This is a genomic window from Arthrobacter sp. 147(2020), from assembly GCF_013116715.1.
GTDB lineage: Bacteria > Actinomycetota > Actinomycetes > Actinomycetales > Micrococcaceae > Arthrobacter_D.
On sequence record NZ_JABFOM010000023.1, the window covers coordinates 14,097 to 39,913 of the forward strand.

22 protein-coding genes and 1 tRNA gene are annotated in these 25,817 nt (G+C 64.8%); 15 read left to right on the forward strand and 8 right to left on the reverse strand.

Annotated elements, in window-relative coordinates:
- Positions 1 to 12: 12 nt before the first annotated feature.
- Complete coding sequence (locus tag HMI58_RS13590; RefSeq protein WP_171620490.1) at positions 13 to 627, reverse strand: hypothetical protein; 615 nt, start codon at positions 625 to 627, stop codon at positions 13 to 15.
- 61 nt (positions 628 to 688) lie between these two features.
- Here HMI58_RS13590 and HMI58_RS13595 point away from each other — a divergent pair, with 61 nt between their 5' ends.
- On the forward strand, positions 689 to 2,104 hold the full coding sequence (locus tag HMI58_RS13595) for a PLP-dependent aminotransferase family protein (protein ID WP_171586702.1): 1,416 nt from the start codon (positions 689 to 691) through the stop codon (positions 2,102 to 2,104).
- A 21-nt stretch (positions 2,105 to 2,125) separates the two neighbouring features.
- Here the strand turns inward: HMI58_RS13595 and HMI58_RS13600 are convergent, their stop codons facing one another.
- The 3 genes from HMI58_RS13600 to HMI58_RS13610 all read right to left on the reverse strand — a co-directional run bounded on the left by HMI58_RS13600 (position 2,126) and on the right by HMI58_RS13610 (position 3,384).
- Positions 2,126 to 2,620 (reverse strand): DUF6314 family protein, encoded by a 495-nt coding sequence (locus tag HMI58_RS13600; protein ID WP_171620492.1) that lies wholly within the window; start codon positions 2,618 to 2,620, stop codon positions 2,126 to 2,128.
- 18 nt (positions 2,621 to 2,638) lie between these two features.
- Positions 2,639 to 2,715 (reverse strand) — tRNA-Arg (locus HMI58_RS13605).
- A gap of 18 nt (positions 2,716 to 2,733) precedes the next feature.
- A complete protein-coding gene (locus HMI58_RS13610; RefSeq protein ID WP_171620494.1) occupies positions 2,734 to 3,384 on the reverse strand; it encodes a hypothetical protein in 651 nt (216 codons plus the stop codon).
- 146 nt (positions 3,385 to 3,530) lie between these two features.
- Between HMI58_RS13610 and HMI58_RS13615 the strand changes: the two genes are divergently transcribed.
- The 8 genes from HMI58_RS13615 (at position 3,531) to HMI58_RS13650 (ending at position 13,968) form a co-directional block, all read left to right on the forward strand.
- Positions 3,531 to 5,099, forward strand: a complete 1,569-nt coding sequence (locus HMI58_RS13615) for an alanine/glycine:cation symporter family protein (RefSeq protein WP_171620495.1) — start codon at positions 3,531 to 3,533, stop codon at positions 5,097 to 5,099.
- A 139-nt stretch (positions 5,100 to 5,238) separates the two neighbouring features.
- Positions 5,239 to 7,722: a DNA helicase PcrA gene (gene pcrA, locus HMI58_RS13620; RefSeq protein ID WP_171620554.1), complete on the forward strand. Its 2,484-nt coding sequence runs from the start codon at positions 5,239 to 5,241 to the stop codon at positions 7,720 to 7,722.
- A 143-nt stretch (positions 7,723 to 7,865) separates the two neighbouring features.
- On the forward strand, positions 7,866 to 9,035 hold the full coding sequence (sucC, locus tag HMI58_RS13625) for an ADP-forming succinate--CoA ligase subunit beta (protein ID WP_171586706.1): 1,170 nt from the start codon (positions 7,866 to 7,868) through the stop codon (positions 9,033 to 9,035).
- A 58-nt stretch (positions 9,036 to 9,093) separates the two neighbouring features.
- The gene (sucD, locus tag HMI58_RS13630; protein ID WP_171620499.1) at positions 9,094 to 9,996 is read left to right on the forward strand and encodes a succinate--CoA ligase subunit alpha; all 903 of its coding nucleotides are present in this window, start codon (positions 9,094 to 9,096) and stop codon (positions 9,994 to 9,996) included.
- A 112-nt stretch (positions 9,997 to 10,108) separates the two neighbouring features.
- A complete protein-coding gene (locus HMI58_RS13635) occupies positions 10,109 to 11,164 on the forward strand; it encodes a zinc-dependent alcohol dehydrogenase family protein (protein WP_171620501.1) in 1,056 nt (351 codons plus the stop codon).
- Between the two features lie 176 nt (positions 11,165 to 11,340).
- Positions 11,341 to 11,964, forward strand: a complete 624-nt coding sequence (locus HMI58_RS13640; protein WP_171620503.1) for a TetR/AcrR family transcriptional regulator — start codon at positions 11,341 to 11,343, stop codon at positions 11,962 to 11,964.
- A complete protein-coding gene (locus HMI58_RS13645) occupies positions 11,961 to 13,526 on the forward strand; it encodes an MDR family MFS transporter (RefSeq protein WP_171620505.1) in 1,566 nt (521 codons plus the stop codon). The genes HMI58_RS13640 and HMI58_RS13645 overlap by 4 nt, the downstream gene beginning before the upstream one ends.
- 4 nt (positions 13,527 to 13,530) lie before the next feature.
- Positions 13,531 to 13,968 (forward strand): SRPBCC family protein, encoded by a 438-nt coding sequence (locus HMI58_RS13650; protein ID WP_171586711.1) that lies wholly within the window; start codon positions 13,531 to 13,533, stop codon positions 13,966 to 13,968.
- A gap of 21 nt (positions 13,969 to 13,989) precedes the next feature.
- Here the strand turns inward: HMI58_RS13650 and HMI58_RS13655 are convergent, their stop codons facing one another.
- Complete coding sequence (locus HMI58_RS13655) at positions 13,990 to 15,087, reverse strand: VIT1/CCC1 transporter family protein (protein ID WP_318779225.1); 1,098 nt, start codon at positions 15,085 to 15,087, stop codon at positions 13,990 to 13,992.
- Between the two features lie 285 nt (positions 15,088 to 15,372).
- On the opposite strand from HMI58_RS13655, the gene HMI58_RS13660 reads away from it, so the two are divergent.
- The 4 genes from HMI58_RS13660 (at position 15,373) to HMI58_RS13675 (ending at position 19,187) form a co-directional block, all read left to right on the forward strand.
- Positions 15,373 to 15,768: a DUF202 domain-containing protein gene (locus tag HMI58_RS13660; protein ID WP_171620507.1), complete on the forward strand. Its 396-nt coding sequence runs from the start codon at positions 15,373 to 15,375 to the stop codon at positions 15,766 to 15,768.
- Positions 15,769 to 15,777: 9 nt separating this feature from the next.
- Positions 15,778 to 16,122 carry a DUF202 domain-containing protein gene (locus tag HMI58_RS13665; protein ID WP_171620509.1) on the forward strand — a complete coding sequence of 115 codons (345 nt, stop codon included), beginning with the start codon at positions 15,778 to 15,780 and terminating at the stop codon, positions 16,120 to 16,122.
- An 82-nt stretch (positions 16,123 to 16,204) separates the two neighbouring features.
- Entirely contained in the window at positions 16,205 to 17,911 is a 1,707-nt protein-coding gene (locus HMI58_RS13670; protein ID WP_171620511.1) for a long-chain-fatty-acid--CoA ligase, read from the forward strand.
- 34 nt (positions 17,912 to 17,945) lie between these two features.
- The gene (locus HMI58_RS13675) at positions 17,946 to 19,187 is read left to right on the forward strand and encodes an AI-2E family transporter (protein ID WP_171620513.1); all 1,242 of its coding nucleotides are present in this window, start codon (positions 17,946 to 17,948) and stop codon (positions 19,185 to 19,187) included.
- A gap of 86 nt (positions 19,188 to 19,273) precedes the next feature.
- On the opposite strand, the gene HMI58_RS13680 is transcribed toward HMI58_RS13675, so the two are convergent.
- Positions 19,274 to 20,626, reverse strand: coding sequence for an SLC13 family permease (locus HMI58_RS13680; RefSeq protein WP_171620515.1), 1,353 nt, complete (start codon positions 20,624 to 20,626; stop codon positions 19,274 to 19,276).
- 144 nt (positions 20,627 to 20,770) lie between these two features.
- Between HMI58_RS13680 and HMI58_RS13685 the strand changes: the two genes are divergently transcribed.
- Entirely contained in the window at positions 20,771 to 21,433 is a 663-nt protein-coding gene (locus HMI58_RS13685) for a GntR family transcriptional regulator (RefSeq protein ID WP_171620517.1), read from the forward strand.
- An 80-nt stretch (positions 21,434 to 21,513) separates the two neighbouring features.
- Here HMI58_RS13685 and HMI58_RS13690 read toward each other — a convergent pair whose 3' ends face one another.
- Entirely contained in the window at positions 21,514 to 23,052 is a 1,539-nt protein-coding gene (locus HMI58_RS13690; RefSeq protein WP_171586718.1) for a sodium:solute symporter, read from the reverse strand.
- 186 nt (positions 23,053 to 23,238) lie between these two features.
- Here HMI58_RS13690 and HMI58_RS13695 point away from each other — a divergent pair, with 186 nt between their 5' ends.
- On the forward strand, positions 23,239 to 23,817 hold the full coding sequence (locus HMI58_RS13695) for a helix-turn-helix domain-containing protein (RefSeq protein WP_171586719.1): 579 nt from the start codon (positions 23,239 to 23,241) through the stop codon (positions 23,815 to 23,817).
- A gap of 4 nt (positions 23,818 to 23,821) precedes the next feature.
- Here the strand turns inward: HMI58_RS13695 and HMI58_RS13700 are convergent, their stop codons facing one another.
- A complete protein-coding gene (locus tag HMI58_RS13700; RefSeq protein WP_171620558.1) occupies positions 23,822 to 25,630 on the reverse strand; it encodes an amino acid transporter in 1,809 nt (602 codons plus the stop codon).
- Positions 25,631 to 25,817: the final 187 nt, after the last annotated feature.

A 25,817-nucleotide genomic window follows, 5' to 3' on the forward strand; every position in this document is an offset into this window, starting at 1 on the left:
GGGTCGGGGCACCTAGAGGGTTTTGGCGACCCGGGCGCGCGGTTCCGGGATATGCAGCAGCGGCAGGGCGGCGTTGACCATCGGGCCGATGAGGAGGGCGAAGGCTACCGTGCCAACGCCGACTGTCCCGCCGAGCAGCCACCCGATGGTCAGGACTGTCAGTTCAATCACCGTCCGGACCTTCCAGATCTTCCAGCCCCACTTCCGGTGAATGCCGGTCATCAGCCCGTCGCGCGGGCCAGGACCCATCCGCGCCCCGATGTACAGGCCCGTCGCCACGGCCAGGAGAGTTAGGCCCCCGGCGAAGAGGAGGATCTGCGCCCACAGCTCGGTGGGCATGGGCAGGACCGCCAACCCCACTTCGGCGCTGGGTCCCACGAGCAAGACGTTGAGCACAGTCCCGATCCCGGGCTTCTGCCGGATCGGGATCCACAGCAGCAGGACCATAAGGCCAATCATGTTGGTGGCGACCCCGAACGGCAGACCGGTTTGCAGGGCCGTGCCTTGGCCCAGGACGTCCCACGGCGACACACCAATCCCAGCCTGGATCATCATGGCGATGGCGAAGCCATAGCAGAACAGGCCAATCAGCAGTTGGGGCACGCGTCGGACGAAGAGATGGGTCATAGTCCAAGTCAATACCGATATTGGCCTTCTCACAAGGCGCCAATTTGCCTAAACTGGTCTGATGCAGGTGATCTCGGCTACTAAATTGGACTCTCTCCTGACGGGGTGGCGGAATGGGTCATCGGCCTACACGGCGTTGGCTGACCGCATTCGGTTGCTGATCCTCGACGGCCGCGTCCCCGTGGGCGCACGGCTCCCCGCTGAACGGGACCTCGCGGTCCGGCTCATGGTCAGCAGGACCACCGTGTCATCGACCTACGCACGGTTGCGGGAGTCCGGTTACCTGAGCAGCATCAGGGGATCGGGCAGCGTCGCCCAGTTGCCCGGGTCGCAGGGTGCTCCCGCCGAGTCCAGCGCCGGCGGGCTGCTCGACTTCAGCAAGGCAGCGATGCCAGCCTCGCCTCTGCTCGCCGGGGCCGCCATGCAGGCCGCGGTGGAACTGCAGCAGTACCTGGGCGGCGCTGGATACGATCCGGTCGGCCTTCCCCAGCTGCGTGCTGCGGTCGCCGCCCGCTACCGAAGTCGCGGCCTGCCGACCGGTCCCGAACAGATCCTGGTCACGCTGGGCGCCCAGCACGCGATAGCCCTGCTGACCCGCCACCTGATGGACCGCAGTGACAGCGCCATCGTGGAATCGCCGAGCTACCCGCATGCCTATGAGGCAATCCGGGCAGCGGGTCGACGGCTGGTGCCGGTCAACGTCACCACGGAGGAGGGCTGGGACGACGACGCCCTGCAGCAGGCGTTCCGGCGAACCAGTCCCGCCATCGCCTACCTGATGCCGGATTTCCACAACCCGACGGGACGGGTCATGGGGGAGGACCAGCGTCGGCGGGTGCTCGCCGCGGCGGAGCGCCAGGGGACTGTGGTAATTGCCGATGAGACCATGGCGGAACTCGCGATCGACTCCCTGGACCTCCCGCTTCCCCTCGCTGCCTATGGGCCCGCGGTGCTGATCGGATCGCTGGGCAAGACCATCTGGGGTGGGCTGCGGATCGGCTGGATCAGAGCCGAGACGCCGCTGATCGACCAGCTCGTTCGTGCGCGCGCAGCCTCCGACCTGGGCACTCCCATCCTTGAGCAGCTCATCGCCGCGGAGCTGCTGGGCAGCTACGACCAGATTCTCGCGGAGCGGCGGAACCAGCTCCGGGCCGGCCGGGACCACCTGGTCGCCGCTCTCCGTGACAGGATCCCCGCCTGGTCGGTGCCGTCCGCCGCCGGCGGCCTCTCGCTGTGGGCGAATCTGGGGCGCAGCGTCAGTTCGCAGCTCACCCTGGCGGCCCGGCAGGAGGGGCTGCTGATTGCGGCGGGTCCACGGTTCGGGATTGACGGTGCGTTCGAGCGCTTCCTGCGCCTGCCCTTCAGCTACTCGATCGAGGACACCGACCGTGCGGTGGGGATGCTCCAGCGTGCCTGGGACCTGGTGGGGCAGGGGCGCCTCGCTCCTGACCCGGGTCTACTGGCCGACGTCGTATAGTCGGAACCGTCGAAGGGTGGACTAGCTGTCCTGGGTCACCAGGGGTGCCGGGGGCGGCTGGGTCACCCGGGTCAGGTGGGTGTCCAGCGTCAGATCCTTGGCCGGTCCGCTGACCCGCCAGGTATACCGCCAGCGATCGTGATCCAGCAGGACGAATGACCCCAGGTAGTGGTCGGGCGCGCACGGGTGCGCCGGTGTGTCCCGGCCATCGGTCAGGTCAAGGACGTGGAAGAAGCGGCCGTCGGCGAAGAACACCTCAGCCGCCGCAGCGGACCTGGTTGCCCGCCAGAGCAACTCGCGGGTGGCCTTCGTGGGAAGTGCACCGGCCCAGGCGAGCGAGCCGCACTCGCGGTGTCGGAGGGCGTCGTCGTCGTCCGCGAAGGTGGCGATGCCGGTGAAAACGCCTGTCAGTCCTGAGGTGTGGTCCTGCAGCGTCCGTTCCACCGACCAGGTCCCGCGGAGGTGATCGAGGAGGGTCGTGGCGGCGCCGAGCCGGAACGGCTCACATTCATTCATCTGGAACCCGTCGTGCGATGGTGCCCCTGGCCGGAATCGAACCGACGACCTTCCCTTTAGGAGAGGGACGCTCTATCCTACTGAGCTACAGAGGCGGGTACAGCGGTACCAGCTTACCTGCTTTCGGCAGTCAACCCAGCCGGTCCGACCGGTCGCACGGGAACCTTGCCGCGGACCGTGGCCGGGAGCAGCACGGCCAGCAGGCCACCGACGCAGGAGAGTCCCAGCAGGACCCAGCGGGCCACCGTGAGCGCGGAGGCCAGCGCCACCTGGCCGTCGTCGGGGGCCGAGCCGGCGAGAAGCGCGTCGATCGCGACGTTCTCCCAGAGGTCCACCGCCGCGAACACGAGTGGCGGCAGCCAGAGCAGCCACCTGAGCCAGCGCCGGTCCACGTTCAGCTGGATCAGCAACAGCCAGGCGATGCCGAAGATCAACGGGAAAAGGGTGCCAGCGGTCTTGTGTAGGTAGCTAAGCTGGCCCAGCGCGTCCTCATCCATGGCCGCCCGCAGATCAGCGATGTGCGCGGTGCCGTAGCCGCCGAACATCATGTCGGGCATGGTCAACCCGTCGGCGAGCTGGCTCATCTGGCCCAGGGCAAGCAGATGGTAGTACCCAAACAGAAGCACCGCCGTGGCGGCCGCGGCAATCAGCAGCATGTTTCCATTGCTGCGGGGCGCGGTGGACGCGGCAGGGGCAGATGCCGCGGGGATGCCGGCTGCGGCGGCGCCGTGTTTCCGGGCGATCTGGGCGCGGGTTTTAGACATGATTCGATTATCCCCCGCGAGGACCATGCGTGATGTCACACGAGGAACTGAAGGTCATCTGTGAGGCACGTTACGTTTTGATGTCATTTCGGCATATATGCCCTCTATGATTGCAAACACACTACCGTTTGCGGTTGTTTTGTGAGATGGCAATTAACCAAGCACTACCAATGACCAGCGTCTCGGATGAAGTCGGATGGCTCGCAGCGGTCGAGGACGCGATTGACTCGGTCTTCGCGCCCGTCACCGAGGTGTTCTCCAGCATCGTGTTCTTCCCCGTCACCATTGGGGAGGTCAGCTTTCCTGTAGTTGTCGCGTGGCTCATTGCTGCAGGCATCATCTTCACGATCTACTTCGGGTTTGCACAGTTCCGGCATCTCAAGGTGTCCTACGAAGTGGTCAGGGGCAGGTATTCCTCCAAGGATGATCCGGGCGAGGTGCCCCACTTCCAGGCGCTGACGTCGGCACTGTCCGGCACGGTGGGGCTTGGCAATATTGCCGGCGTGGGTGCCGCCATGGCGCTCGGTGGCCCGGGTGCCACCTTCTGGATGATCCTTGCCGGCCTGCTCGGCATGGCCACCAAGTTCGCCGAGTGTACCCTCGGGGTGAAATACCGTGAGGTGCACCCCGACGGCACCGTCAGCGGCGGGCCGTTCAAGTACCTCCCCATCGCTTTCGAGAAGTTCGGGCGTCTGCCAGCGAAAATCCTGACCGGGATCTTCGCCGTCGCCATCCTCATCTTCGGTGTAGCCGGCGGCAACATGTTCCAGGCCAACCAGACTTTCGCCCAGGTGCAGAACGTCACCGGCGGCGCAGACGGCTTCCTCGGAAGCGCCGGTGCAGCCCTCATCTTCGGCCTCGTCCTCGCTGCCCTCGTCGGCGCGGTGATCCTCGGCGGCATCAAGTCCATCGGTGCCACCACCAGCCGGCTCGTCCCTGCCATGGCTGCCGTTTACATCACGGCCTGCCTCTTCGTGATCATCGTCAACATCGGCAATGTGCCCGCCGCGTTCGCCTCCATCATCGAGGGTGCGTTTGCTCCCGCCGGTATGGCTGGTGGCTTCATCGGTGTCATGATCGTCGGTTTCCAGCGTGCAGCATTCTCCAACGAAGCCGGACTCGGCTCCGCAGCAATCGCCCACTCCGCGGTCAAGACCAGGCGTCCCGTCAGCGAAGGCTTCGTGGCGATGTTCGAGCCCCTCATTGACACCGTGGTCATCTGTACGATGACCGCCCTGACCATCATCATCGCCAGCGCTCCCAGCCTGCAGGCAGGAATCGACCAGGTCCAGGCCGGCGACGGCGCACCCGACGGCGTCATCCTCACCTCGGATGCCTTCGCAACCGTCATCTCCTGGTTCCCGATCGTGCTGGCGATTGCCGTTGCACTCTTCGCGTTCTCCACCCTGATCACCTGGTCCTACTACGGACTCAAGGCCTGGGAGTACCTCTTCGGCCGCAGCAAGGTGTCGGAAATCATCTACAAGTGCGTGTTCCTCTTCTTCACCGTCGTCGGCACCGTTCTGACCTTCACCCAGGTCCTTAACTTCGCCGATGCCGCCCTGTTCATCTGTGCATTCGTGAACCTGCTCGGCGTGTACATGCTGCTGCCGGTCATCAAGCGTGAAATGAAGGCCTATCTGGCCGATCGCAAGAGCGGCAAGCTGCTGCAGCTCGGTATCGACGCTGACGATATCGAAGAAGCCAAGCCCTAGGTAGCACTTCCAGCCAGCCCCACCACCAAGCGGACAGCGCCCGCCGGTTCACCCGAACCGGCGGGCGCTGTGCGTCGCGGGGCACCCGACTGCACCTGTTTCGTCAGAGCCAGCAACTAGACTTGATCGCACCATGGATATGCTTTTCGACCCACACCTCGGTTCATCACCCGCAAGCTCAGGGAAACGGTCGACGTCGTCGGCCCGGCCCGGCCCTGCCGGACCCGAATCTGCGGAGGGGGCGGGCCCCGCGGGCGGACGCCGGGACGACGCACGGGCACAGGAACTGCTGGTCGGCCTGAACCCACAGCAGGAAGAGGCAGTCCGGCACAGCGGGTCCCCCCTGCTGATCGTGGCGGGCGCAGGCTCCGGCAAGACCCGCGTCCTCAGCCACCGGATCGCCTACCTGATGGCAATGGGTCGGGCACACCACGGCGCAATCCTGGCCATCACGTTCACCAACAAGGCCGCAGCCGAGATGCGCGAACGCATCGAAGCCCTGGTGGGGGATGTCGCGAAGCGCATGTGGATCTCCACCTTCCACTCTTCCTGCGTGCGGATCCTGCGACGCGAGGCCGCGTCGGTGGGGCTGAACTCCAACTTCTCCATCTACGACTCGGCGGACACGCTCCGGTTGATCACCCTCGTGGCGAAGGGGCTGGACCTGGACCCCAAGCGGTTCACCCCCAAGTCCATCCAGCACAAGATTTCAGCGCTGAAGAATGAACTGATCGACGAAGAAAGCTACGCCAGCTCCGCCAACTACTCGGACCCGTTCGAGCAGGCAGTCGCCGAGGTCTACAAGGGTTACGCGCAGCGGATGCGCCAGGCCAACGCGATGGACTTCGATGACCTGATTGCCCAGACCGTCTACATGTTCAGGGCCTTCCCCGGGGTGGCCGACTACTACCGGCGCCGGTTCCGGCACGTGCTGGTGGATGAATACCAGGACACCAACCACGCCCAGTACGCCCTGGTCCGCGAGATCGTCGGGATCACCCAGGACCCCGCCGATGGTGCCGAGCTGATCCCGAACGCCGAACTGACGGTGGTCGGCGACTCCGACCAGTCCATCTACGCGTTCCGCGGCGCCGACGTCCGGAACATCGTCGAGTTCGAAAACGACTACCCCAACGCGCGCACCATCCTCCTGGAGCAGAACTACCGGTCCACGCAGACCATCCTCAGCGCCGCCAACGCTGTCATCTCCCGCAACCCGGACCGGCCGGACAAAAAGCTGTGGACTGCCGAGGGCGATGGCGAGCCGATCATCGGGTACGTCGGGGAAAACGAACACGAGGAAGCCCGCTTCATCGCCGAGGAGATCGACCGCCTCCAGGATGAGGAGGATTTGCGCCCCGGCGACGTCGCGATCTTCTACCGGACCAACGCGCAGTCCCGATCCATCGAGGAAATCCTGATGCGGGTCGGCCTGCCCTACAAGGTGGTGGGCGGCACCCGGTTCTACGAGCGCAAGGAAATCAAGGATGCCCTCGCCTACTTGCGGGTGCTGGTCAACCAGGACGACGTCGTCAACCTCCGCCGGATCCTCAACGAACCCAAGCGGGGGATCGGAGACCGTGCAGAGTATGCCGTCGCGGCGCTCGCCGAGCGGGAGCGGATGTCCTTCATGGCGGCTCTCCGCCGTGCGGACGACGCACCCGGGCTGGCTACCCGGTCGCTGAACGCCGTCAACGGTTTCGTGAAGCTGATCGACGACCTCGCCGAAGTGGCCGACGGGTCGGGCGCGGCGGCGGCGCTGGAAGCGGTGCTGGAGCAGACCGGGTACCTGGCGCAGCTGAGGTTGAGCAACGACCCGCAGGACGAGTCGAGGGTGGAGAACCTCGCCGAGCTGGTCGCAGTGGTGCGTGAGTACGAGCAGGAGAACCCTGAGGGGACGCTCGGTGACTTCCTTGAACAGGTCTCGCTGGTGGCCGACGCCGACCAGATCCCCGATGCACCGGAAGGTTCGGCGGCGGAGGTGGAACAGGCCGTGGCCGAGGCGAAGCGCCTGGGCGTGGTCACCCTGATGACCCTGCACACCGCCAAGGGCCTCGAGTTCCCCGTGGTGTTCCTGACCGGCATGGAGCAGGGAATCTTCCCGCACCAGCGCTCTGCCACCGATCCGAAGGAGCTCGCCGAGGAACGCCGGCTCGCCTACGTCGGGTTGACCCGGGCTCGGAAGCGGCTGTACATCACCCGCTCCGAGGTGCGCAGCATGTGGGGTCAGAGCCAGTACAACCCGGCGTCGCAGTTCGTCGGCGAGGTGCCCAGCGAGCTCATCACCTGGAAGCGTGAGGGCGCCTCGGGGCCGATGTGGGCTGGCGGAGGCGCGATCGGTGGGGGCAACAAGTTCAGCGGGTCCTACTGGGGCGCCGGTGCCGGCGGCGACGACAGCGGTCGGGGCCTGCCCACCCGCTCGGCGACCGTCGTCGGGCGCGTCCAGCCACAGAAGGAGGTCCTCGCCGTCGCGGTGGGGGACAAGGTCAACCACACCAGCTTCGGCAACGGGACCATCCTGGCCGTCGAGGGAGCGGGGGACAAGACGGTGGCGAAGGTGTCGTTCGACGTCGGTGAGAAACGCCTGCTGCTGAGGTACGCACCGCTCACGAAGACCGGGTAGTTCCTTAGCTCATCGCCTTACTTTTCTACAAACCATAGAAGTGTGCCCTTGGTCACTAAACCGGTAGTCTGTGAAAGGCGCCGAACGCCAAGGGACTAAAGTTCCCTGTGTAAACCTACTTCGACGTAGAAGGACACTGGCCTGTGGATCTGTTCGAATATCAGGCGCGCGATCTTTTTGAGGCACACGGAGTACCCGTGCTCGCCGGCATCGTGGCGCACACCCCCGAGGAAGCAAAGGCGGCAGCCGAGAAGATTGGCGGCGTTGTCGTCGTCAAGGCTCAAGTCAAAGTTGGAGGCCGCGGGAAGGCGGGCGGCGTCAAAGTCGCCAAGACCCCCGACGAGGCATTCAAGTACGCCTCGGACATCCTGGGCATGGACATCAAGGGTCACACCGTCCACAAGGTGATGATCGCGCAGGGCGCTGACATCGCTGAGGAGTACTACTTCTCGGTACTGCTGGACCGGTCCAACCGCAACTACCTGGCTATGTGCTCGGTGGAAGGCGGCGTGGAGATCGAGCAGCTGGCCGTGGAGCGCCCCGAGGCGCTGGCACGCATTGCCGTTGACCCCGCTGTGGGTATCGACCAGGCGAAGGCCAAGGAAATCGTCGAGACGGCGGGGTTTGCCCCCGAGCTGCACGACGGCGTCGTCAACGCGATCATCAAGCTGTGGGACGTCTTCGTCTCCGAAGACGCCACCCTCGTTGAGGTCAACCCGCTGGTGAAGACCGGAGCCGGTGACATCATCGCCCTCGACGGCAAGGTCACCATCGACGAGAACGCAGCGTTCCGTCAGCCCGGCCACGCCGAGCTTGAGGATCAGGACTCCACCGATCCCCTCGAAGCCAAGGCCAAGGAAAACGACCTCAACTACGTCAAGCTCGACGGTGAAGTCGGAATCATCGGCAACGGCGCAGGCCTGGTCATGTCGACGCTCGACGTCGTCGCCTATGCAGGCGAAGCCCACGGCAACGTGCGTCCCGCCAACTTCCTTGACATCGGCGGTGGAGCATCAGCGGCCGTCATGGCTGCAGGGCTCGACGTCATCCTCAACGACCCTCAGGTCAAGAGCGTGTTCGTCAACGTCTTCGGCGGCATCACCGCGTGCGACGCGGTTGCCAACGGCATCGTTGAAGCCCTGAAGATCCTGGGCGATAAGGAAAACAAGCCACTGGTAGTGCGTCTCGACGGCAACAACGTCGAAGAAGGCCGCCGCATCCTCGCCGAGGCGAACCACCCAATGGTCACCCTCGCCGACACCATGGATGAAGGCGCCGACAAGGCCGCCGAACTGGCTTACGCCGCCCGCTGATCGAGCCTGCACTTCCCGGCTCACGTGCTGCCGGGTCCAAAGGATTAAGGAATAACGTATGTCAATTTTTCTCAACAAAGACTCCAAGGTCATTGTGCAGGGCATCACCGGCGGCGAAGGCACCAAGCACACCGCTTTGATGCTCGCCGCTGGCACCCAGGTGGTCGGTGGGGTTAACGCCCGCAAGGCCGGTACCACGGTCACCCACGGCGACGTCACCCTGCCGGTATTCGGCAAGGTCAGCGAAGCCATGACAGAAACCGGCGCCGACGTGTCGATCGTCTTCGTCCCACCGGCCTTCACCAAGGACGCGGTCATCGAGGCCATCGAGGCCGGCATCGGCCTCGTCGTCATCATCACCGAGGGCGTCCCCGTGCAGGACTCGGCCGAGTTCTGGGCGCTTGCCCAGTCCAAGGTCGACGCCGACGGCAACCAGGTCACGCGGATCATCGGCCCCAACTGCCCCGGCATCATCACGCCGGGCGAGTCGCTGGTCGGGATCACCCCTGCCAACATCACCGGCAAGGGCGGCGTGGGCCTCGTGTCCAAGTCCGGCACCCTGACCTACCAGATGATGTTCGAGCTGCGCGACCTGGGCTTCTCGACCGCCATCGGCATCGGTGGCGACCCCATCGTCGGAACCACCCACATCGACGCACTTGCTGCGTTCGAGGCGGACCCCGAAACCAAGGCTATCGTGATGATCGGCGAAATCGGCGGCGACGCCGAAGAGCGTGCCGCCGAGTTCATCAAGGCCAACGTCACCAAGCCGGTTGTCGGCTACGTGGCAGGCTTCACCGCACCCGAGGGCAAGACCATGGGCCACGCCGGCGCCATCGTGTCGGGCTCAGCGGGTACGGCACAGGCCAAGAAGGAAGCCCTCGAGGCTGCAGGCGTCAAGGTCGGCAAGACGCCGTCCGAGACCGCCAAACTCCTCCGCGAGGTCTACGCAGGACTGTAGCTCTTCCTGGGAGGCCCCGGCAGCTGGATTCGTCCAGCGGTCGGGGCCTTTTCTGTCAGGCGACCGCGCTAGGCTAACTAGTTCACCCACCACACCAGTTTGAGGAGTACGCATGCGCGCCACCATCATCCACGGCCCCGGCGACATCAAGGTTGAGGACCGCGACTACCCCACGATCAAACTTCCCACCGACGCCGTTGTGAAGGTCACTGCCTCCTGTGTCTGCGGATCGGACCTCTGGCCCTACCGGGGTATCAGCAAGAACCGTGGCACCCGGGCGATCGGGCACGAGTTTGTCGGCGTCGTCGAGGACATCGGCTCCGAGGTGACGGAGCTGGCCGTCGGCGACTTCGTCATCGCCCCCTTCGTCGACAGCTGCGGCAAGTGCCCGCAGTGCCTCAACGGAGTGACAGTGGCCTGCGACCACCTCACCTCCTGGGGCGGCGACGACGAAAACGGTCATTATGTCGAGGGCGCGCAGGGCGAAGCCGTCCGCGTACCCCAGGCGGAGGGCACTCTCCGTAGGGTCGACGGGGTTACCGACCCGGACAAGGAGCTGACCGCCAGCCTCCTCACTCTCTCCGACGTCATGTCCACCGGGCACCACGCGGCCGTCAGCGCCCGGGTGGGGCCGGGCCGCACCGTGGTGGTGGTGGGCGACGGAGCCGTCGGGCTATGCGGTGTCCTCGCGGCGAAGCGCCTCGGCGCGGAACGCATCATCGCTATGTCCCGGCACGAGGACCGGCAGGCACTGGCCCGCGAGTTCGGTGCCACCGATATCGTCGCCGAGCGCGGTGACGCCGGCGTCGAGAAGGTCCGCGAACTGCTCGGGGGAGTGCTCGCCGATTCGGTGCTGGAGTGCGTCGGCACCAAGGAGTCGATGGAGCAGGCCCTCGCCAGCACCCGGCCCGGCGGCAACCTCGGGTTCGTAGGTGTTCCCGCGGGCGGTGCCGAGCTCCCGATCGGGCTGCTGTTCTCCAAGAACATCACGGTCGGCGGCGGCATGGCCCCGGCCCACACCTACATTCCGGAACTGCTGGCTGACGTCCTCGCCGGAAAGATCAACCCCGGCAAGGTGTTCGACGTCGAGATGTCCCTCGAGGACGCTGCCGAGGCGTACAAGGCCATGGACGAGCGGCGCGCCATCAAGGTGCTCCTCAAGCCGTAGGGCTCTCGGGCGCCACAAACCCGCGACGCCCACTGACGCGCCGGTAGCTGTGTTCACACGGCTACCGGCGCGTTTTGCGTTTAACCATCAGGCTCGCCGCGATGCTCCCAAGAAGAATAATGCAGCGCCGCAATTTTGCAGTTGTGTAAAACGTTGCTGGGTGTCACAATAGTTCGGTGAGTCAACTACTTTCGCTCCGGGACCGAAAACGCACCGAGACCTGGGCTGCCCTGCACAATGCCGCCGCCCGGCTCACCCTCGAGAACGGGCCGGACCGCGTCACCACCGAAGCCATCGCAGCCCAGGCCAACGTCTCGGCCCGGACCTTCTTCAACTACTTCAGCACCAAGGAGGACGCGATCCTTGGCCTCCAGGACCCCTCGATCGATGACACCTGGCTGGAAGCCTTCGACGTCGATGCGAACCTCCTCGACCAGGTGTCCCGGCTGCTCGTGAACGTGGTGCACTCCACCGAGGGCGGCGCCGACGGCGACAGCCTCCGCATGGAGGTGGTGCAGCGGTTCCCCCAACTCCGCCAGCGCCGTTTCGGCTACTTCCTGAAGGTGGAGCAACTGGTCCGCGATGTCGTCACCGAGGGCATTACTGCCTCCGCCAAATGGGCCGACGTCGCCCAGCACCACCGCGCCGAAGACATCTCCCGCATGATCGTGCTGATCGCAGGAGCACCCATGCGCTACGCGATGCAGGAATCCGCTCACGCACCAACACTCGACAACCAGTTCGCGGCTCTCAGTACCGCCAACGCACTCCTCAGAGAGGTCCTCCCGGAAATCCAATGAGTACCGATACCAGAACCACCCCCGAAGCCGTTGTCGAGAAACCCACTGGCATGCTGCTGCTCTTCATCGGGCTGATGCTCTCAATGCTCCTGGCTGCCCTCAGCCAGATGATCCTTAGTACGGCGCTTCCCACCATCGTGGGCGAGCTGCACGGCGTCGACCAGATGCTCTGGGTCATCACCGCCTACATTCTGACCGCCACTATCGTGATGCCGATCTACGGCAAGCTCGGTGACCTGATGGGCCGCAAGAACCTGCTGCTCATCGCCATCAGCATCTTCATGGCCGGCTCTGTTGTCGGCGGGCTCGCCCCGGACATGCCCTGGCTGATCACCGGCCGCGCGATCCAGGGGCTCGGCGGTGGTGGGCTGATGATCCTCGCCCAGGCAATCATTGCCGACGTCGTCCCCGCCCGGGAGCGCGGCAAGTACATGGGCGTTATGGGCGGCGTGTTCGCTTTCGCCTCGGTGGCCGGCCCATTGTTGGGCGGCTTCTTCACCGAGGGCCCTGGCTGGCGCTGGATGTTCTGGATCAACATGCCGCTGGGCGTGCTCGCACTCCTGGTCGTCGTTTTCTTCCTGCACTTGCCGAGCAAGGAACGCCAGCGGACCAAGCCCGACGTCGCCGGCATGGCCCTTCTCGCGATCGCCACCACCTCGATTGTGCTGGTCGGCACCTGGGGTGGCACCCAGTACGACTGGACCTCAGTAACCATCCTCGGACTGGCCGCGGTAGCCATCATTACCAGTGTCGCCTTCGTGATGGTCGAACGGCGGGCCGACGAGCCCATCCTCCCGATGCATCTGTTCCGGGAACGCAACTTCAACCTCACCACCTCCGGCGGACTGCTGATCGGCGTCACCATGTTTGGCGCGGTTGGTTACATGCCGACCTACCTGCAGATGGTCACCGGCGCGAGCGCCACCAATGCCGGCCTGCTGATGATCCCGATGATGGGCGCGCTGCTGCTGTTCTCCACCGGATCCGGGGTATTGGTCAGCCGCACCGGTCGCTACAAGTGGATGCCGATCGCCGGTTCGTTGATGATCGCCGTTGCGCTGTTCCTGCTCTCGACCATCAAGCCGGACACCGCCCTGTGGATCATCTGTACCTACATTGGTCTGCTCGGCGCGGGGCTGGGTCTTAGCATGCAGATCCTGGTGCTGATCGTCCAGAACACGTTCCCCAACCGGATGGTGGGCACCGCAACCGCCTCCAACAACTACTTCCGCCAGATCGGTGCCACCCTGGGCTCAGCGATCGTCGGCAGCCTCTTCACCGCGCGGGTCGCCGACCTGCTCACCGAACGGCTTCCGGGCGGAGCGGTCACCACCGAGGGCGGCGCCAACTCGTTGACCCCGGAGCTGGTCTACACGCTGCCTGACGCGGCGAGGAACGCAGTGATCGAGTCCTACAACGACGCACTCACCCCGCTGTTCCTCTACATGGCTCCACTGGGCATCATCGCGGCGATCCTGCTGTACTTCGTCAAGGAAGCACCCCTGGCGACGTCGATCGCTGCGGAGCCTGAAGTGGCTGCCGGTGCCAGCAAGGCAGAATAGGATCATGAGCCCCTACCTGATCACCCGTGAACGATTCATCAACGCGCCAGCCAGCGACATCTTCGAGGTCCTGGCCACCCCGGCGCTCCACAGTGTGATCGACGGCTCGGACACCGTCCAGGGCGAGCAGCCCGGCGGGCCGCAACGCCTGTACCAGGGCGCCAAATTCGGAATGGACATGCGCATCGGGGCGAAATACAAGATCCTCAACAAGGTGGTCGAGTTCGAGGAAGGGCGCCGGATCACCTGGCGTCACTTCACGAAGGCCACCTGGAGTTACGTGCTGGAGCCGCGCGACGGTGGCACCCTGGTCACCGAGCAATGGGATGCCCGCTCGGTGACCGGGAAGATTGTCCTCCGGCCGATGGGGTTCCTGCGCAAGAACCCCATCGCCATGGAGAAGACGCTCGCCAAGCTTGAAAACTACGTCACCCAGAACTAACCGCCTAGTGGGTCGGACCGGCTAGAGCAGCCCGACCCCGAACAGCAGGCCCAGCAGGTAGGTCGCGGCGGCCGCACCCAGACCGATCGCCACCTGCCGCAGCGCCAGTTTCAGCGGTGAGGCTCCGGAAAGCAGCCCGACGACGGCGCCAGTTCCCAGCAGCGCCAGACCCACCAGGATGCAGGCGACGATGATCGCCGTCGTTCCGCTGAGACCAAACAGATACGGCAGGATCGGGATCAGGGCGCCCGACGCGAAGAAGCAAAAGCTCGCCCCCGCGGCGCCGAGGCCGGTGCCGATCTGCTCGTGATGGTCCCGGTCCCCATCCGTCTCCGGCTGAAGGGACAGGCTGGGATCGCAGTCGCAGTCCCGGAGCCCCAACCGCTCCTCCGCGCGGTGCTGGGCCGCTTCCGGGGACATGCCCCGTGCCCGATACACGAGCACCAGTTCATTGGCGTCGATGTCCAGTTCCTTCGCGGCGGTGAGAGTGATCTGGGTGGGGCGGGACGCGGCCAGCAGTTCCCGCTGCGACCGCACCGACACATACTCCCCGGCGCCCATCGACAGGGCTCCGGCGAGGAGACCGGCGATCCCGCTGAACAACACGAATCCGGTGGAGACGCCGGTGGCGCCCACCCCGAGCACCAGCGCGAGGTTGCTGACCAGCCCATCGTTGGCGCCGAACACGGCAGCCCTGAAGTTGCCAGACAACCTGTTGCGCCCACGGGTGGCGAGGCCGCGGATAACTTCTTCATGGATCTGCTCGTCGGCTGCCATGGCGTGGGTAGCCATTGGGTCGGACGAGTACGGCGACCTGCTTTCGGCGCGCTGCGCGAGGGCCAGCACAAAGACGCTCCCGAACCGCCGGGCCAGGAACCCGAGCACCACATTCCTGAAGGACGGGCGGGCGGGCTTGCCCTGATGGTCGCCGAGCAGGGACAACCAGTGGGCTTCGTGACGGCCCTCGGCCTTCGCCAGGGCGAGCAGGATTTCGCGTTCCTCGCCCTCGCGGCGGCTTGCGAGATACCGGTAGGTGGCGGCTTCGGCGCGTTCATCGGCCAGGTACTGGCGCCACCGGCGAATATCTGCCGGGGATGGTTTGTTCTGGGTTGCTGTCACTACGGTCTCCTGGAATATAGCGACCAGGACCGTGACGGGGCTCCGGCCGTCGTTAACGCGGCCGAAGGTCTCGCTCGCCGGAAACTCTCTCCGGTGGACTGCCGGGCATCATCATCGATAGCCAGTGTGTCGACAGGCCTCCGCTCAGGATTCGCTAAACCGGATCCGAACAGGAGCTACTCCCCTTCTCGGTATCAATCGTAGCGCGACTTCGCCCCGTCCTCGACCCTGCACCATGCCGGGACGGGGGAGGGGAGCGTGGAAGGGGGTCGCTAAGATGAAACGATGGCCGCACCACCCGAAAAGCCGCCCCGCCGCGGCTCACTGTCCCAGTGGCTGCTGCGCGGCGGGACCGATCCGGATCCCCGGTTCACCCTGGCCAACGAACGGACCTTCCTGGCCTGGATCCGCACGTCCCTGGCCCTTCTTGCCGGTGGCATTGCAGTCGAGGCGTTCACCGTGGATCTTTTCGATCCCTTACTCCGCAAGGCCATCGCGGTCCTCCTGCTCCTGCTGGCCATGCTGATCGCTGCTGCCGCCAGCGGACGGTGGCTCACGGTGGAGCGGGCGATGCGGCATGGATTACCGTTGCCGCTGCCCCTCCTGGCTCCGGTGCTGGCGCTCGGCGCGACGATGGTGGCAGTCGTCGTCGTAGTGGTTGTCATCCTCCGTCCGGCCTGATGATGCGCCATGACTGAATCGAACCCCACGAAATCAGTTGATCCGGGTCTGCAACCGGAGCGCACGTCGCTGGCCTGGGGGCGGACACTGCTCGCCCTGGTGATCTGCGGCGTGTTGTTCATTCGCTGGGTACCCCAGCACGGAGATTTTTCGCTCACGCTGGTGGCGGCGTGCTTCGCGGCTGCTCTCGGGATCTATCTGAGCCAGGAGCTTCGCTACCGCCGCAGTCTCAAAGGGATCAGTAGCGGGGTGTGGAAGGCCGACGTGGCGGCGGTGCTCTGGACAGCGGGGGTGGTGGTCGCCGTCGGTGCCGCGGGGATCTACGCCGTGCTGTTCCGCCCGCTACACGAGTGAGATCGGAGGGCCTGCGGGCCACGGGGACCGGCCGCCCGCCAGGCAGGATAGAGTTCAACAGGCCAAGACAGGAAGTAGACTGATGACTTTTGATTCCACCGCCCCGTGGGTGCGGAACTACAGCGCCGGGGTGCCGGCTGCCGTCGACCTCCCTGAGGGGTCCCTCGTCAACCTCGTCGAGGACGCGGCGAAACAGTACGGTAGGAATGTTGCACTCGAATTCTTCGGTGCGGAGACCAGCTACCGTCAGCTCGGCGAATCGATCCAGCGGGCAGCCGAGGGGCTGCGCCGGCTGGGGGTTGTCGCCGGCGACCGGGTGGCCCTGGTCTTGCCGAACTGCCAACAGCATGTGGTGGCGTTCTACGCGGTGCTGCGCCTTGGCGCAATCGTGGTGGAACACAACCCGCTCTACACGGACCGCGAACTGAGGCACCAGTTCGAAGACCATGGTGCCACGGTGGCGATCGTCTGGGACAAGGCCGCCCAGCGGGTACAGGACCTGCCAGCCGACGTTCCGGTCTCCCGGATCGTGACGGTGGACCTGACGCGGGCCATGCCCTGGACCAAGCGGGCGGCGCTGCGGCTTCCCGTCAAGAAGGCCCGGCAGGCGCGGGCAGCCCTGACTACTACCGCCAAACTGTCCGGAAACCGGAGCGTCACCAGCTGGGACCACCTGGTCAGCAACCGGCCCCTCGCCGCAACGCACCCCGGGCCGGTGGCCACCGACGTCGCCGCCCTGCAATACACCAGCGGCACCACCGGCCACCCGAAGGGCGCGGTCCTCACCCACCGCAACCTGCTCGTCAACGCAGCGCAGGGGCGCGCCTGGGTTCCCGGGCTGCAGGACGGCAAAGAGGTCATTTACGCTGTCCTGCCGATGTTCCATGCATACGGACTGACGCTGTGCCTGACCTTCGCGATGAGCATCGGGGCGAAGCTCGTCCTGTTCCCGAAGTTCGATGAGGATCTGGTCCTGGACGCGGTGAAGTCAAGCCCGCCAACCTTCCTGCCCGCCGTCCCCCCAATCTATGAGCGGCTGGCCAAACGGGCCGTGGAACGGGGCATCAGCCTGAAGAGTGTGCGCTTTGCGTTCTCGGGTGCGATGAACCTTCCTCCCGCAACCATCGAACTGTGGGAATCCGTGACCGGCGGCTACCTGGTGGAAGGGTACGGGCTCACCGAGACCTCGCCCATATCCCTGGGCAACCCCATTGGCCCCACCCGCAAGCCCGGCACCGTGGGGGTGCCCTTCCCCAACACGGAGATCCGGGTGGTCGACCCGGACGACCCGGCCCGCGACCGAGCACCCGGCGAAACGGGGGAACTCCTCATCCGCGGCCCCCAGGTGTTCCAGGGCTACTGGCGGAACATTGAGGACACCCGCGCCGTCCTGACCGCCGACGGGTGGTTCAAGACCGGCGATATCGTGCGGGTTGATGAGGACTCGTTCGTCACGATAGTGGACCGGATCAAGGAGATCATCGTCACTGGCGGCTTCAACGTCACCCCCACCGAAGTGGAGGAGGCGCTACTCGCCCACGACAGTGTCGCCGACGCGGCTGTGGTTGGGATGCCCCTGCCCGGAGGCGGCGAAGAGGTGGTGGCCGCCGTCGTCGTCCGCGATGGTCAGCCGTTCAGCGTCGACGTGTTGAAGGCCTTCTGCCGGGGTTCCCTCGCCGCCTACAAAATACCGCGTCGTATTGTTGAGGTAGACGAACTGCCAAGGTCACTGATTGGCAAGGTGCTGCGACGCCAGGTTCGTGACCAACTTATTGCCGGGGACAGCTGAACTGTGCCTCCGGAGGAAGCAAGGAGAACCAGAAGTGTTTAACATTTTCAGGCGCACCAAGGGTGCCCCCCTCGGCGAGGAGTACCGTGAGGTAGCAGTCCGCGCCGATACGCCGGAGGGACCTGGCAGTCCGTGGAAGGACTCCCTCGGCCGCGCGAGCACCCGTGCGGCGCAGGTGCTGTTAATCCTCGTCCTGGGTTCCATAGTGATCTTTGGCCTCCTGCAGGTCACGCTCGTCGTCATCCCGCTGATCATTGCGCTGATCCTGGCGGCCGCTATCGGGCCGCTGGTGAACTGGCTCCGGCGGAAGGGCTGGCCGAGCGCGCTCGCGACGGCGTTCTCCTTCCTCCTGCTGCTGGGCGTCCTGGGCGGCGTCATTACCGGCATCGTCTTTGCTGTTCAGAGTCAGGCTGATGAGCTGGTCGACAGCGCGACACAGGGCTTCGACAAGATCTACGACTTCATCATCAGCGGCCCGATTCCCGTCGATGAGCAACAGATCGCCGATGCTCAGGAGTGGTTGATCGACTTTGCGACCAGCGCAACGGTGGGCGCCGGTGCGGTGACCGGAATTACTGCTGCGGGCGAGTTCCTCACCGGGGCGGTGCTGATGGTGGTCATCCTCTTCTTTTTCCTCAAGGACGGCGACAAGATCTTCGCCTTCATCCTGCGCCCCTTCAAAGGTGAGCGGCTGGTCAAGGCCCGTCGCGTCGGAATCCACGGACTGGAGACCCTCGGCGGCTACGTCCGCGGAACCGCCATCATCGCCCTCGTGGACTCGGTGTTCATCGGAGTCGCACTCTTTTGGCTGGGCATCCCGCTTGCACTGCCGCTGGCGGTCATCGTCTTTGTCGGCGCGTTCATCCCCATCGTCGGCGCGACGTTCGCTGGGGCACTGGCTGCCCTCGTGGCTCTGGTCTCCGACGGGCCCACCACCGCGCTGATTGTCATTGTGGTAGTCATCGCCGTGAACCAGATCGAAGGCAACTTCCTCCAGCCGGTGGTCATGGGCCGCTCCCTGAGCGTTCATGCTCTGGTCATCCTGGTGGCGTTGACCGCCGGCACGATCCTTGCCGGCATCGTCGGAGCGATCCTGTCCGTGCCCCTCGCGGCAGTGACCTGGAGCGCCATCAAGTCCTGGAACGGTGAAGAGGACGGTCCGATCACTCCTGCTGAGATCAAGCGAGCCGAAATCGATACGAAGGCCGACGCCGTCGGGCGCGGCCGCAGCAGCAGGCCCGGCCGCAGAATCGGATCCTCGATCGCCAAGCCGTAACCGGTGACATAACAAAAGGCCGGCGTCCACTGACATGTTGTGGACGCCGGCCTTTGTTGTGCCGGGTGCAGGTTTTCGCTCCTAAGCTAGAGCCAGCCAGGAACAAGAACTGTGAGCCAGGCGAGTCCGGGCCCGACGGCGACGACGATTCCCGCGTAAACGAGCATGTGGCGGTAGAACTTGTCCCGGTCCGCCTCATCCACATTGGCAAGCACCAGGGCGCCATTGGTGGAGAACGGGCTGACATCCACGATGGTGGCGGCAATGGCCAGGGCCACAACGAAACCAATCGGGTCAATGGCCCCGGACTGCAGGAATGGCACAGCCAAGGCAATGGCGACTCCGATGATGCCAACCGAGGATGCCATAGCGGATGTGATCCCTGCGAGATAGCACAACAGCAAGGCCGCGACGAGGGGAATGCCGATTGCCGAGATGCCGGAGCTGACGTAGGCGATGGTGCCCGCGGTTTCCAGGACGTTGACATATGTCAGCACACCGGCGACGAGGATGACGGTTGGCCAGCTGATCTTCGTCATTGCCTCCTTTGAGGCTTTTGGCGAGGCGATGGCAAGGACTGAAGCGATGCTCAGGGACAGAACGCCGACGTCAAAGCCGAAGACAGCTGTACCGAGCGCCAATACGGCAAGACCCAGCAGTGTCAGCTTTTGGTAGGGGGTTGCCCGGGAGGTGCCTGCGACTGCACTGGGACTGGTGAGCACTGATGCGGACACGCCTTTGGAGCCTGGTGTGCCGGATAGTCCAGGTCCGCCTGACGCGGAGGTGGGAGTAGAGAGTGCGCCGGTGTCCTGACCCTCAGCATTCTCATCGATCTTCAACCCGCGGAGCTGGCGCCCACCCATTGTCAGGTACACGATCGACGCAACCACCAGGTTGAAGACCAGGGGTACGAGGAACAGCGCCAGGGGGTCGGTGGGGAGACCTTCCTGCTGCAGATAGCCATTGATGAAGGCTCCATAGACGCTGATAGGCGAGAACGCTCCCGCCAATGCACCGTGAACCACCATCATGCCCATCATGAGCTGATTCATGCCGTATCGGCGGGCAAAGGGAATGGCCAGGGGCGCGACCACCGCGACAGCGAAGAGGGCTCCGACCGAGATAAGCATGGCGGACAGGGCGAAGAAGATCCAGGGTGCTGCAGCGACCCTGCCGCGAACTGCCTTGAGACTCCACTGCACCAGCAGATCGATGCTTCCGTTTTGCTGGGCGAAGCCGAACAGGAAGGTGAGGCCCATCAGCACCAGAAAGAGATCTCCGGGGAAGCCAGCGACAACGTCTTCGGTGGTCATGCCCGCGACCGGAACGCCGACGGCAAACGCCGCGACGAATGCCAGGATGCCCATATTGACCGACCGGATCGTGGCCACGAGAAAGAGCAGGGCCAGGACGATGATCGAGATAATTTCAGGAGTCATGAGGTCTTTTCCCTAGGAATTATTCGGGACGTGATATTGCATACATTGCATACAATCTGGCCACCGTAGCATAGGATGTGACGTGGGGCACAGTCCCGGTTGCAGGCGACCTACGGCAGCGTCGGCGTTATGAGGAGAAATTCAGTGACCAGTCAACCCGGCGAGGGTCCAGTCGAATTCATCCGTTCGGCCATCCTGAGTGGGAGCTATGCCCCGGGCGAGAGGCTCAAGGAGGCCGAAGTGGCGGTCCGCCTGGGCGTCAGTCGGACCCCTGTCCGAGAGGCCTTCCGGGTATTGGAAACCGAGGGCCTAATTGAGGTGCTGGCTGGCAGGGGTGCCAAAGTGCGGCTGTTTACGGCCGAAGATGTTCAATTGATCCATGAAATTCGCAGCGTCCTTGAGGGGATGGTGGCGAGACAGGCCACACTGCACGTCTCCAAGAGTCATCTGGCAGCTTTGGAATCGAGCTGCGACCGGCTGGAAAATCTCCCCGTTGGCTCTGTCTTGGAATGCGACCAGGAGAACCAGTATTTTCATGGACTGATTTTCGACATTGTGGGAAACGATCGGCTCACCCATATCGCCCGCCGACTGTTGGAGGTGCCGTTGCCTTACAAAGAGGACTATTGGAGTACCGAGGACGTCAAGGCATCCTCCGTCGCCGCTCACCGCAGGGTGTGTGAAGCACTGCGGACCAACGACGCCGTTGCAGCCGAAGAAGCAATGCGCCAGCACGTCAGGGATGCCGGCGCCGGCGTCGCCAGGAACGCCAAACTACACCCGGCGGGCACCAGTCCCGCTGGCTGAACCTCGCTGTGGCACAAGAAAGGCCGGCGGCCACTGATATCCAGTGGCCGCCGGCCTTTTGTTATGCCGGGCGCCTTTTACTAGCGGCGCGCGGCCCTGCGGGATTCGGCGACGGGAACCTCATCCTCGGCAGCACCTGCCACGCGGCGCTCCCAGGCGGCCATGACCGCCGGATCGGTGCGCTTGGTCGCGAGCGACACGATAACGAACACAATGGCCGACGCGCCGAGACCCCAGTAGATCGGGTCATTGGCGTAGATACCGTCGTACTGGTTCTCGGCGTTGACCTCAAGGTAGATCATCGTGCCGAGCGTGAAGACCGTACCCGCTGCCATTGAGGCCGCGGCCGCGACGCCGGTGGCCCGCTTCCAGACCAGCCCGCCGAGGATCGCGACCAGCAGGCCGCCCACCAGGATGGCGTAGGCAATGGTCAGGGCGGCAACGACGTCCTGGACGATGACGGCCAGCGAAATGGTGACCAGGCCCAGGCCGAGTACCCACCAGCGGTTGGCGGTCACGTCGTGCTCCGGGTTCTCGGCCTCGGCCTCGGTGGTGGTGTCGATGCTTGTCTGTCCGCCCCGGCCGAACCAGCTGCTGACAAACGGGACGACGTCTGCACGTGCCACGGTTGCCGCGGCGATCAGTGAACCGGAAGCGGTGGACATCATGGCTGCGACGGCTGCAGCGAGCACCAGCCCACCGATGCCGATCGGCAGGACGTTGATGGCAATGTCCGCGTACACGTCGTCCTGCGACTCAATGTTGGGCAGGATGACGCTGGCCGACATGCCGATCACGGCTCCGGCGACACCGTAGAGGATGCAGTACACGCCAGCGGTGACGCCGCCCCAGCGGGCGACGGTGGGTGTCTTGGCGGTGAAGACGCGCTGCCAGATGTCCTGACCGATGAGCAGGCCCAGGGTGTAGACCACGAAGTAGGTGATGATGGTCTGGGCGCCGATGCCGGTGATATTGAAGAACTGGTCCCCGGCACGCTCGGAGATGCCGCTGAAGCCGCCGGCGTTGATGAGGGCGAACGGGAGCATCAGGGCGAACACGCCGACGGTCTTGATGATGAACTGCGCCATGTCAGCAAGGGTGATGGACCACATGCCACCGATCGTCGAGTAGATCAGCACGATCGCGCCGCCGACAGCGATGGACACGGCTCGGTCCCAGCCGAACAACACCACGAAGATAGTGGCGTATGCCCCGGTCGAGGTGGCGCACAGCATCAGTGTGTAGGCCAGCATTACGATGCCTGACGCCTTGGTGGCCTCGGCGCCGTAGCGCAGGGTGAGCATCTGCGAGACCGTGTAGATCTTCAGCTTCTGTAGAGTCGGGGCAAACAGGAGGCTGAGCAGCAGCACCCCGAGGCCGATCGCGACGACGAGCCACATGCCGGAGATGCCGTAGGTGTAGCCGAGGCCAACGCCACCGACGGTGCTGGCGCCACCGAGAACAACTGCCGCCATGGTGCCGGTGTAGAGGAGGGGGCCGAGGCGGCGGCCAGCGACCAGGTAGTCGCTGGTGTTCTTGGTGCGTGACTTGCCCCACCAGCCGAACGCCAGCATGCCCACGAGGTAGACCACCACGATCGCTATGTTGATGAATTCCATGGTGCTCCTGAATAGGTGGTTGCGGTTAGAAAGTAACCTATAGAAAACTTATGTTTCGCTATAGGCTAGTTGTGACCTTGCTAACAGGTCAAGTGTGGACCAACCAGGTTACAAACAGATTCCTCGGTATGCTCATAGTCGTGTGTCAGCCCGGGGAGGCGACCTAGAGCGGAGAGATGGTACGTAGTGAAGGCTCTGCCTGTAGAACCCAGTAACGCCCCCGTCGCCATTGGATCAAGGATCCGTGCCGCGCGGCAGTCCCAGCGCATGACCATCGAGCAGGTGGCCGCCGCGACCGGCCTCACGAAGGGTTTTCTAAGCCGGGTGGAGCGTGACCTGACGTCGCCGTCGGTCGCCTCCCTCGTCACTTTGTGCCAGGTACTGTCAGTGTCGATTGGCGACCTGTTCCTGGTGCCCGAAACGCACCTCACCCGGCTCGGTGAGGCGCCGCACATCAGTCTCGGCGGCGAGGGTATCAATGAGCGGCTGATTACTGCGCGGTCGGAGCGCCGGCTGCAGATGATCCGCGCGGTGATCGCCCCGCACGGTCGCGGCGAGACCGAGTTGTACTCGGTGGACTGCGAGGTGGAAACCCTCCACGTCATCGCCGGCAGCTTTGTGCTCATTTTCTCCAATGACCGCTACGAGCTGGAGGCAGGGGACACCGTGACGTTCCCCGGCCGTGAACCCCACACCTGGTTCAACCCCACCGGCGTCGAGGCGATCGTGCTCTGGACCCTGGTCCCGGCGGCATCCGGCGGGTAGCACCCTAGCCGACGTGCACCCAGGGCCTGCGGCTCACGTCGGGCTCCGCCTCGCGCAGCACCTCACGGGTCACCGGCGCAATCTCCCCCTCACCGGTGATGAGGAACTTGAACAGGTTGGTGAGCGGGTGCCCCTCGGTCCACCGAAAGTACACGTGCGGCATCAGCCCGGTGATATCCCGGATGTGCAGCATCACCGCGGCAATCGTGGTGGGAACATTCGACCCGTGCACTTCGAGGATCCGGTACCCGTGCCGGGTGATACCGCGCACCTGGAGGGCGGTGGCGAACTCGGACGAGTCGTCGACGATCACCTCGATGAACAGCGGGTTGTCGGCAGGGGTCAGATGGCTGACCGTGCACGCGTGTTCCAGTTTTCTGCGGTAAGCCCCGGCGGTGAGCCGCTGCGGCTCGTGGGCGATCAGGAGGATTTCGCCGTCATCGGTGGAGGCCACGAACCGCAGCGCTTCGTCATCCAGCCTGATCCCGGTGCTACGCAGCTCGAACGCACGGCGGAAACGGGAAGCGAATGACACCACCACGATCCCGAGGATGAACAGCCCGGCGATCCGGACGCCGTCGGGCCGTTCCACCATGTTGATCAGGGTGGTCAGGGACAGGACAACCGTGACCACGCCGAAGCCCACCGTCGCCAGGCGCTGCCGACGGCGTCGGGCGGACAGGGTGACCGCCACGGAGGCTGAGGTGATCAGCACCAGGACACCGGTGGCGTACGCGCCGCCCTGCGCCTCCACGTCGGCCCGGAAGGCGATGGTGACCAGGAACGCGACGGCGGTGAACACGATCACCAGCGGGCGCACGGCCCGGGACCAGTCGGGAGCCATTCCGTAGCGTGGCAGGTAGCGGGGGACCAGGTTCAGCAGGCCGGTCATTGCCGACGCGCCAGCGAACCAGAGGATGGCGATGGTGCTGATGTCGTAGGCGGTGCCGAACCCGTCACCGAGGTACTTGTGCGCCAGGTAGGCAAGGGCGCGACCATTGGCCTCGCCCCCCTCCTCGAATTCGGCGGCGGGGATCAGTATGGTGGTGGCGAGGCTTGAGGTGATGAGGAAGCCGCTCATGATCAGGGCGGCGGAGGTGAGCAGCTTCTTGGCCCCGGCGATGCGCCCCGCGAGGTCCTCGTGTTCGTCGCCCGGGTGTCCCTTGATGAGCGGCATGACGACGACGCCGGTTTCGAATCCCGAGAGGCCCAGGGCCAGCCGGGGGAAGATCAGCAGGGCCACGACCACCATTAGCATCGGGTTGCCGTGCTGGGTGTTCAGTGCGGTCCACCAGTCCTGCACCAGGGGCGGATCAAGGACCACCTGGCCCAGGGCCACGACGATGACCACCAGGTTCAGGGTCAGGAACACGGCGACCAGCGCGACGGCGATTCCCACGGCTTCCCGGAATCCCCTCAGGAACACCACCGAAAGCAGTCCCAGGAAGACCAGCGTGATGATGACCTCCTGGCCGTGCATCCAGCCGGGCGCGAACGGGTTTTCAATCAGGTGGGCGCTGGCGTCGGCCGCGGACAGCGTCATGGTGATCAGGAAGCTGGTGGCAGCGAACCCGAGGAGGACCAGGACAAACAGCTTGCCGCTCCAGCGGGGGAGGAGCCGTTCCAGCATGGCGATTGAGCCCTCGCCGTGGGGGCTCTCCTCGGCGACCCGTTTGTAAACCGGGAGGGCGCCGAGCAGGGTGACCAGGACCAGGACGATCGTCGCGATGGGGGAGAGCACGCCCGCGGCGACGGCGGCGATGGCCGGCTGGTAGCCGAGGGTGGAGAAGTAGTCGACGCCCGTCAGGCACATGACCTTCCACCAGGAGTGGGTGGCGGTGTGGTGGGGTCGTTTGGGCTTGCGCTGGTTCTCGTCATCCAGCAGCCAGTGGCCCAGCCGCCGGGCGCGGCGGGATTCCCTGATGCTCTGGAGGGTGCTGGTCAATGTTGTAGTCACGGCTTGACTGTAGGCCCGCGGGTGGTGCGGAAGGGATGGTTTT

Coding starts and splice junctions, on each gene's coding strand:
- HMI58_RS13590 (WP_171620490.1), bottom strand. CDS start 627: ATGACCCATCTCTTCGTCCGACGCGTGCCCCAACTGCTGATTGGCCTG.
- HMI58_RS13595 (WP_171586702.1), top strand. CDS start 689: ATGCAGGTGATCTCGGCTACTAAATTGGACTCTCTCCTGACGGGGTGG.
- HMI58_RS13600 (WP_171620492.1), bottom strand. CDS start 2,620: ATGAATGAATGTGAGCCGTTCCGGCTCGGCGCCGCCACGACCCTCCTC.
- HMI58_RS13610 (WP_171620494.1), bottom strand. CDS start 3,384: ATGTCTAAAACCCGCGCCCAGATCGCCCGGAAACACGGCGCCGCCGCA.
- HMI58_RS13615 (WP_171620495.1), top strand. CDS start 3,531: ATGGCAATTAACCAAGCACTACCAATGACCAGCGTCTCGGATGAAGTC.
- pcrA (WP_171620554.1), top strand. CDS start 5,239: ATGCTTTTCGACCCACACCTCGGTTCATCACCCGCAAGCTCAGGGAAA.
- sucD (WP_171620499.1), top strand. CDS start 9,094: ATGTCAATTTTTCTCAACAAAGACTCCAAGGTCATTGTGCAGGGCATC.
- HMI58_RS13635 (WP_171620501.1), top strand. CDS start 10,109: ATGCGCGCCACCATCATCCACGGCCCCGGCGACATCAAGGTTGAGGAC.
- HMI58_RS13645 (WP_171620505.1), top strand. CDS start 11,961: ATGAGTACCGATACCAGAACCACCCCCGAAGCCGTTGTCGAGAAACCC.
- HMI58_RS13650 (WP_171586711.1), top strand. CDS start 13,531: ATGAGCCCCTACCTGATCACCCGTGAACGATTCATCAACGCGCCAGCC.
- HMI58_RS13660 (WP_171620507.1), top strand. CDS start 15,373: ATGGCCGCACCACCCGAAAAGCCGCCCCGCCGCGGCTCACTGTCCCAG.
- HMI58_RS13665 (WP_171620509.1), top strand. CDS start 15,778: ATGACTGAATCGAACCCCACGAAATCAGTTGATCCGGGTCTGCAACCG.
- HMI58_RS13670 (WP_171620511.1), top strand. CDS start 16,205: ATGACTTTTGATTCCACCGCCCCGTGGGTGCGGAACTACAGCGCCGGG.
- HMI58_RS13680 (WP_171620515.1), bottom strand. CDS start 20,626: ATGACTCCTGAAATTATCTCGATCATCGTCCTGGCCCTGCTCTTTCTC.
- HMI58_RS13690 (WP_171586718.1), bottom strand. CDS start 23,052: ATGGAATTCATCAACATAGCGATCGTGGTGGTCTACCTCGTGGGCATG.
- HMI58_RS13700 (WP_171620558.1), bottom strand. CDS start 25,630: ATGTGCCTGACGGGCGTCGACTACTTCTCCACCCTCGGCTACCAGCCG.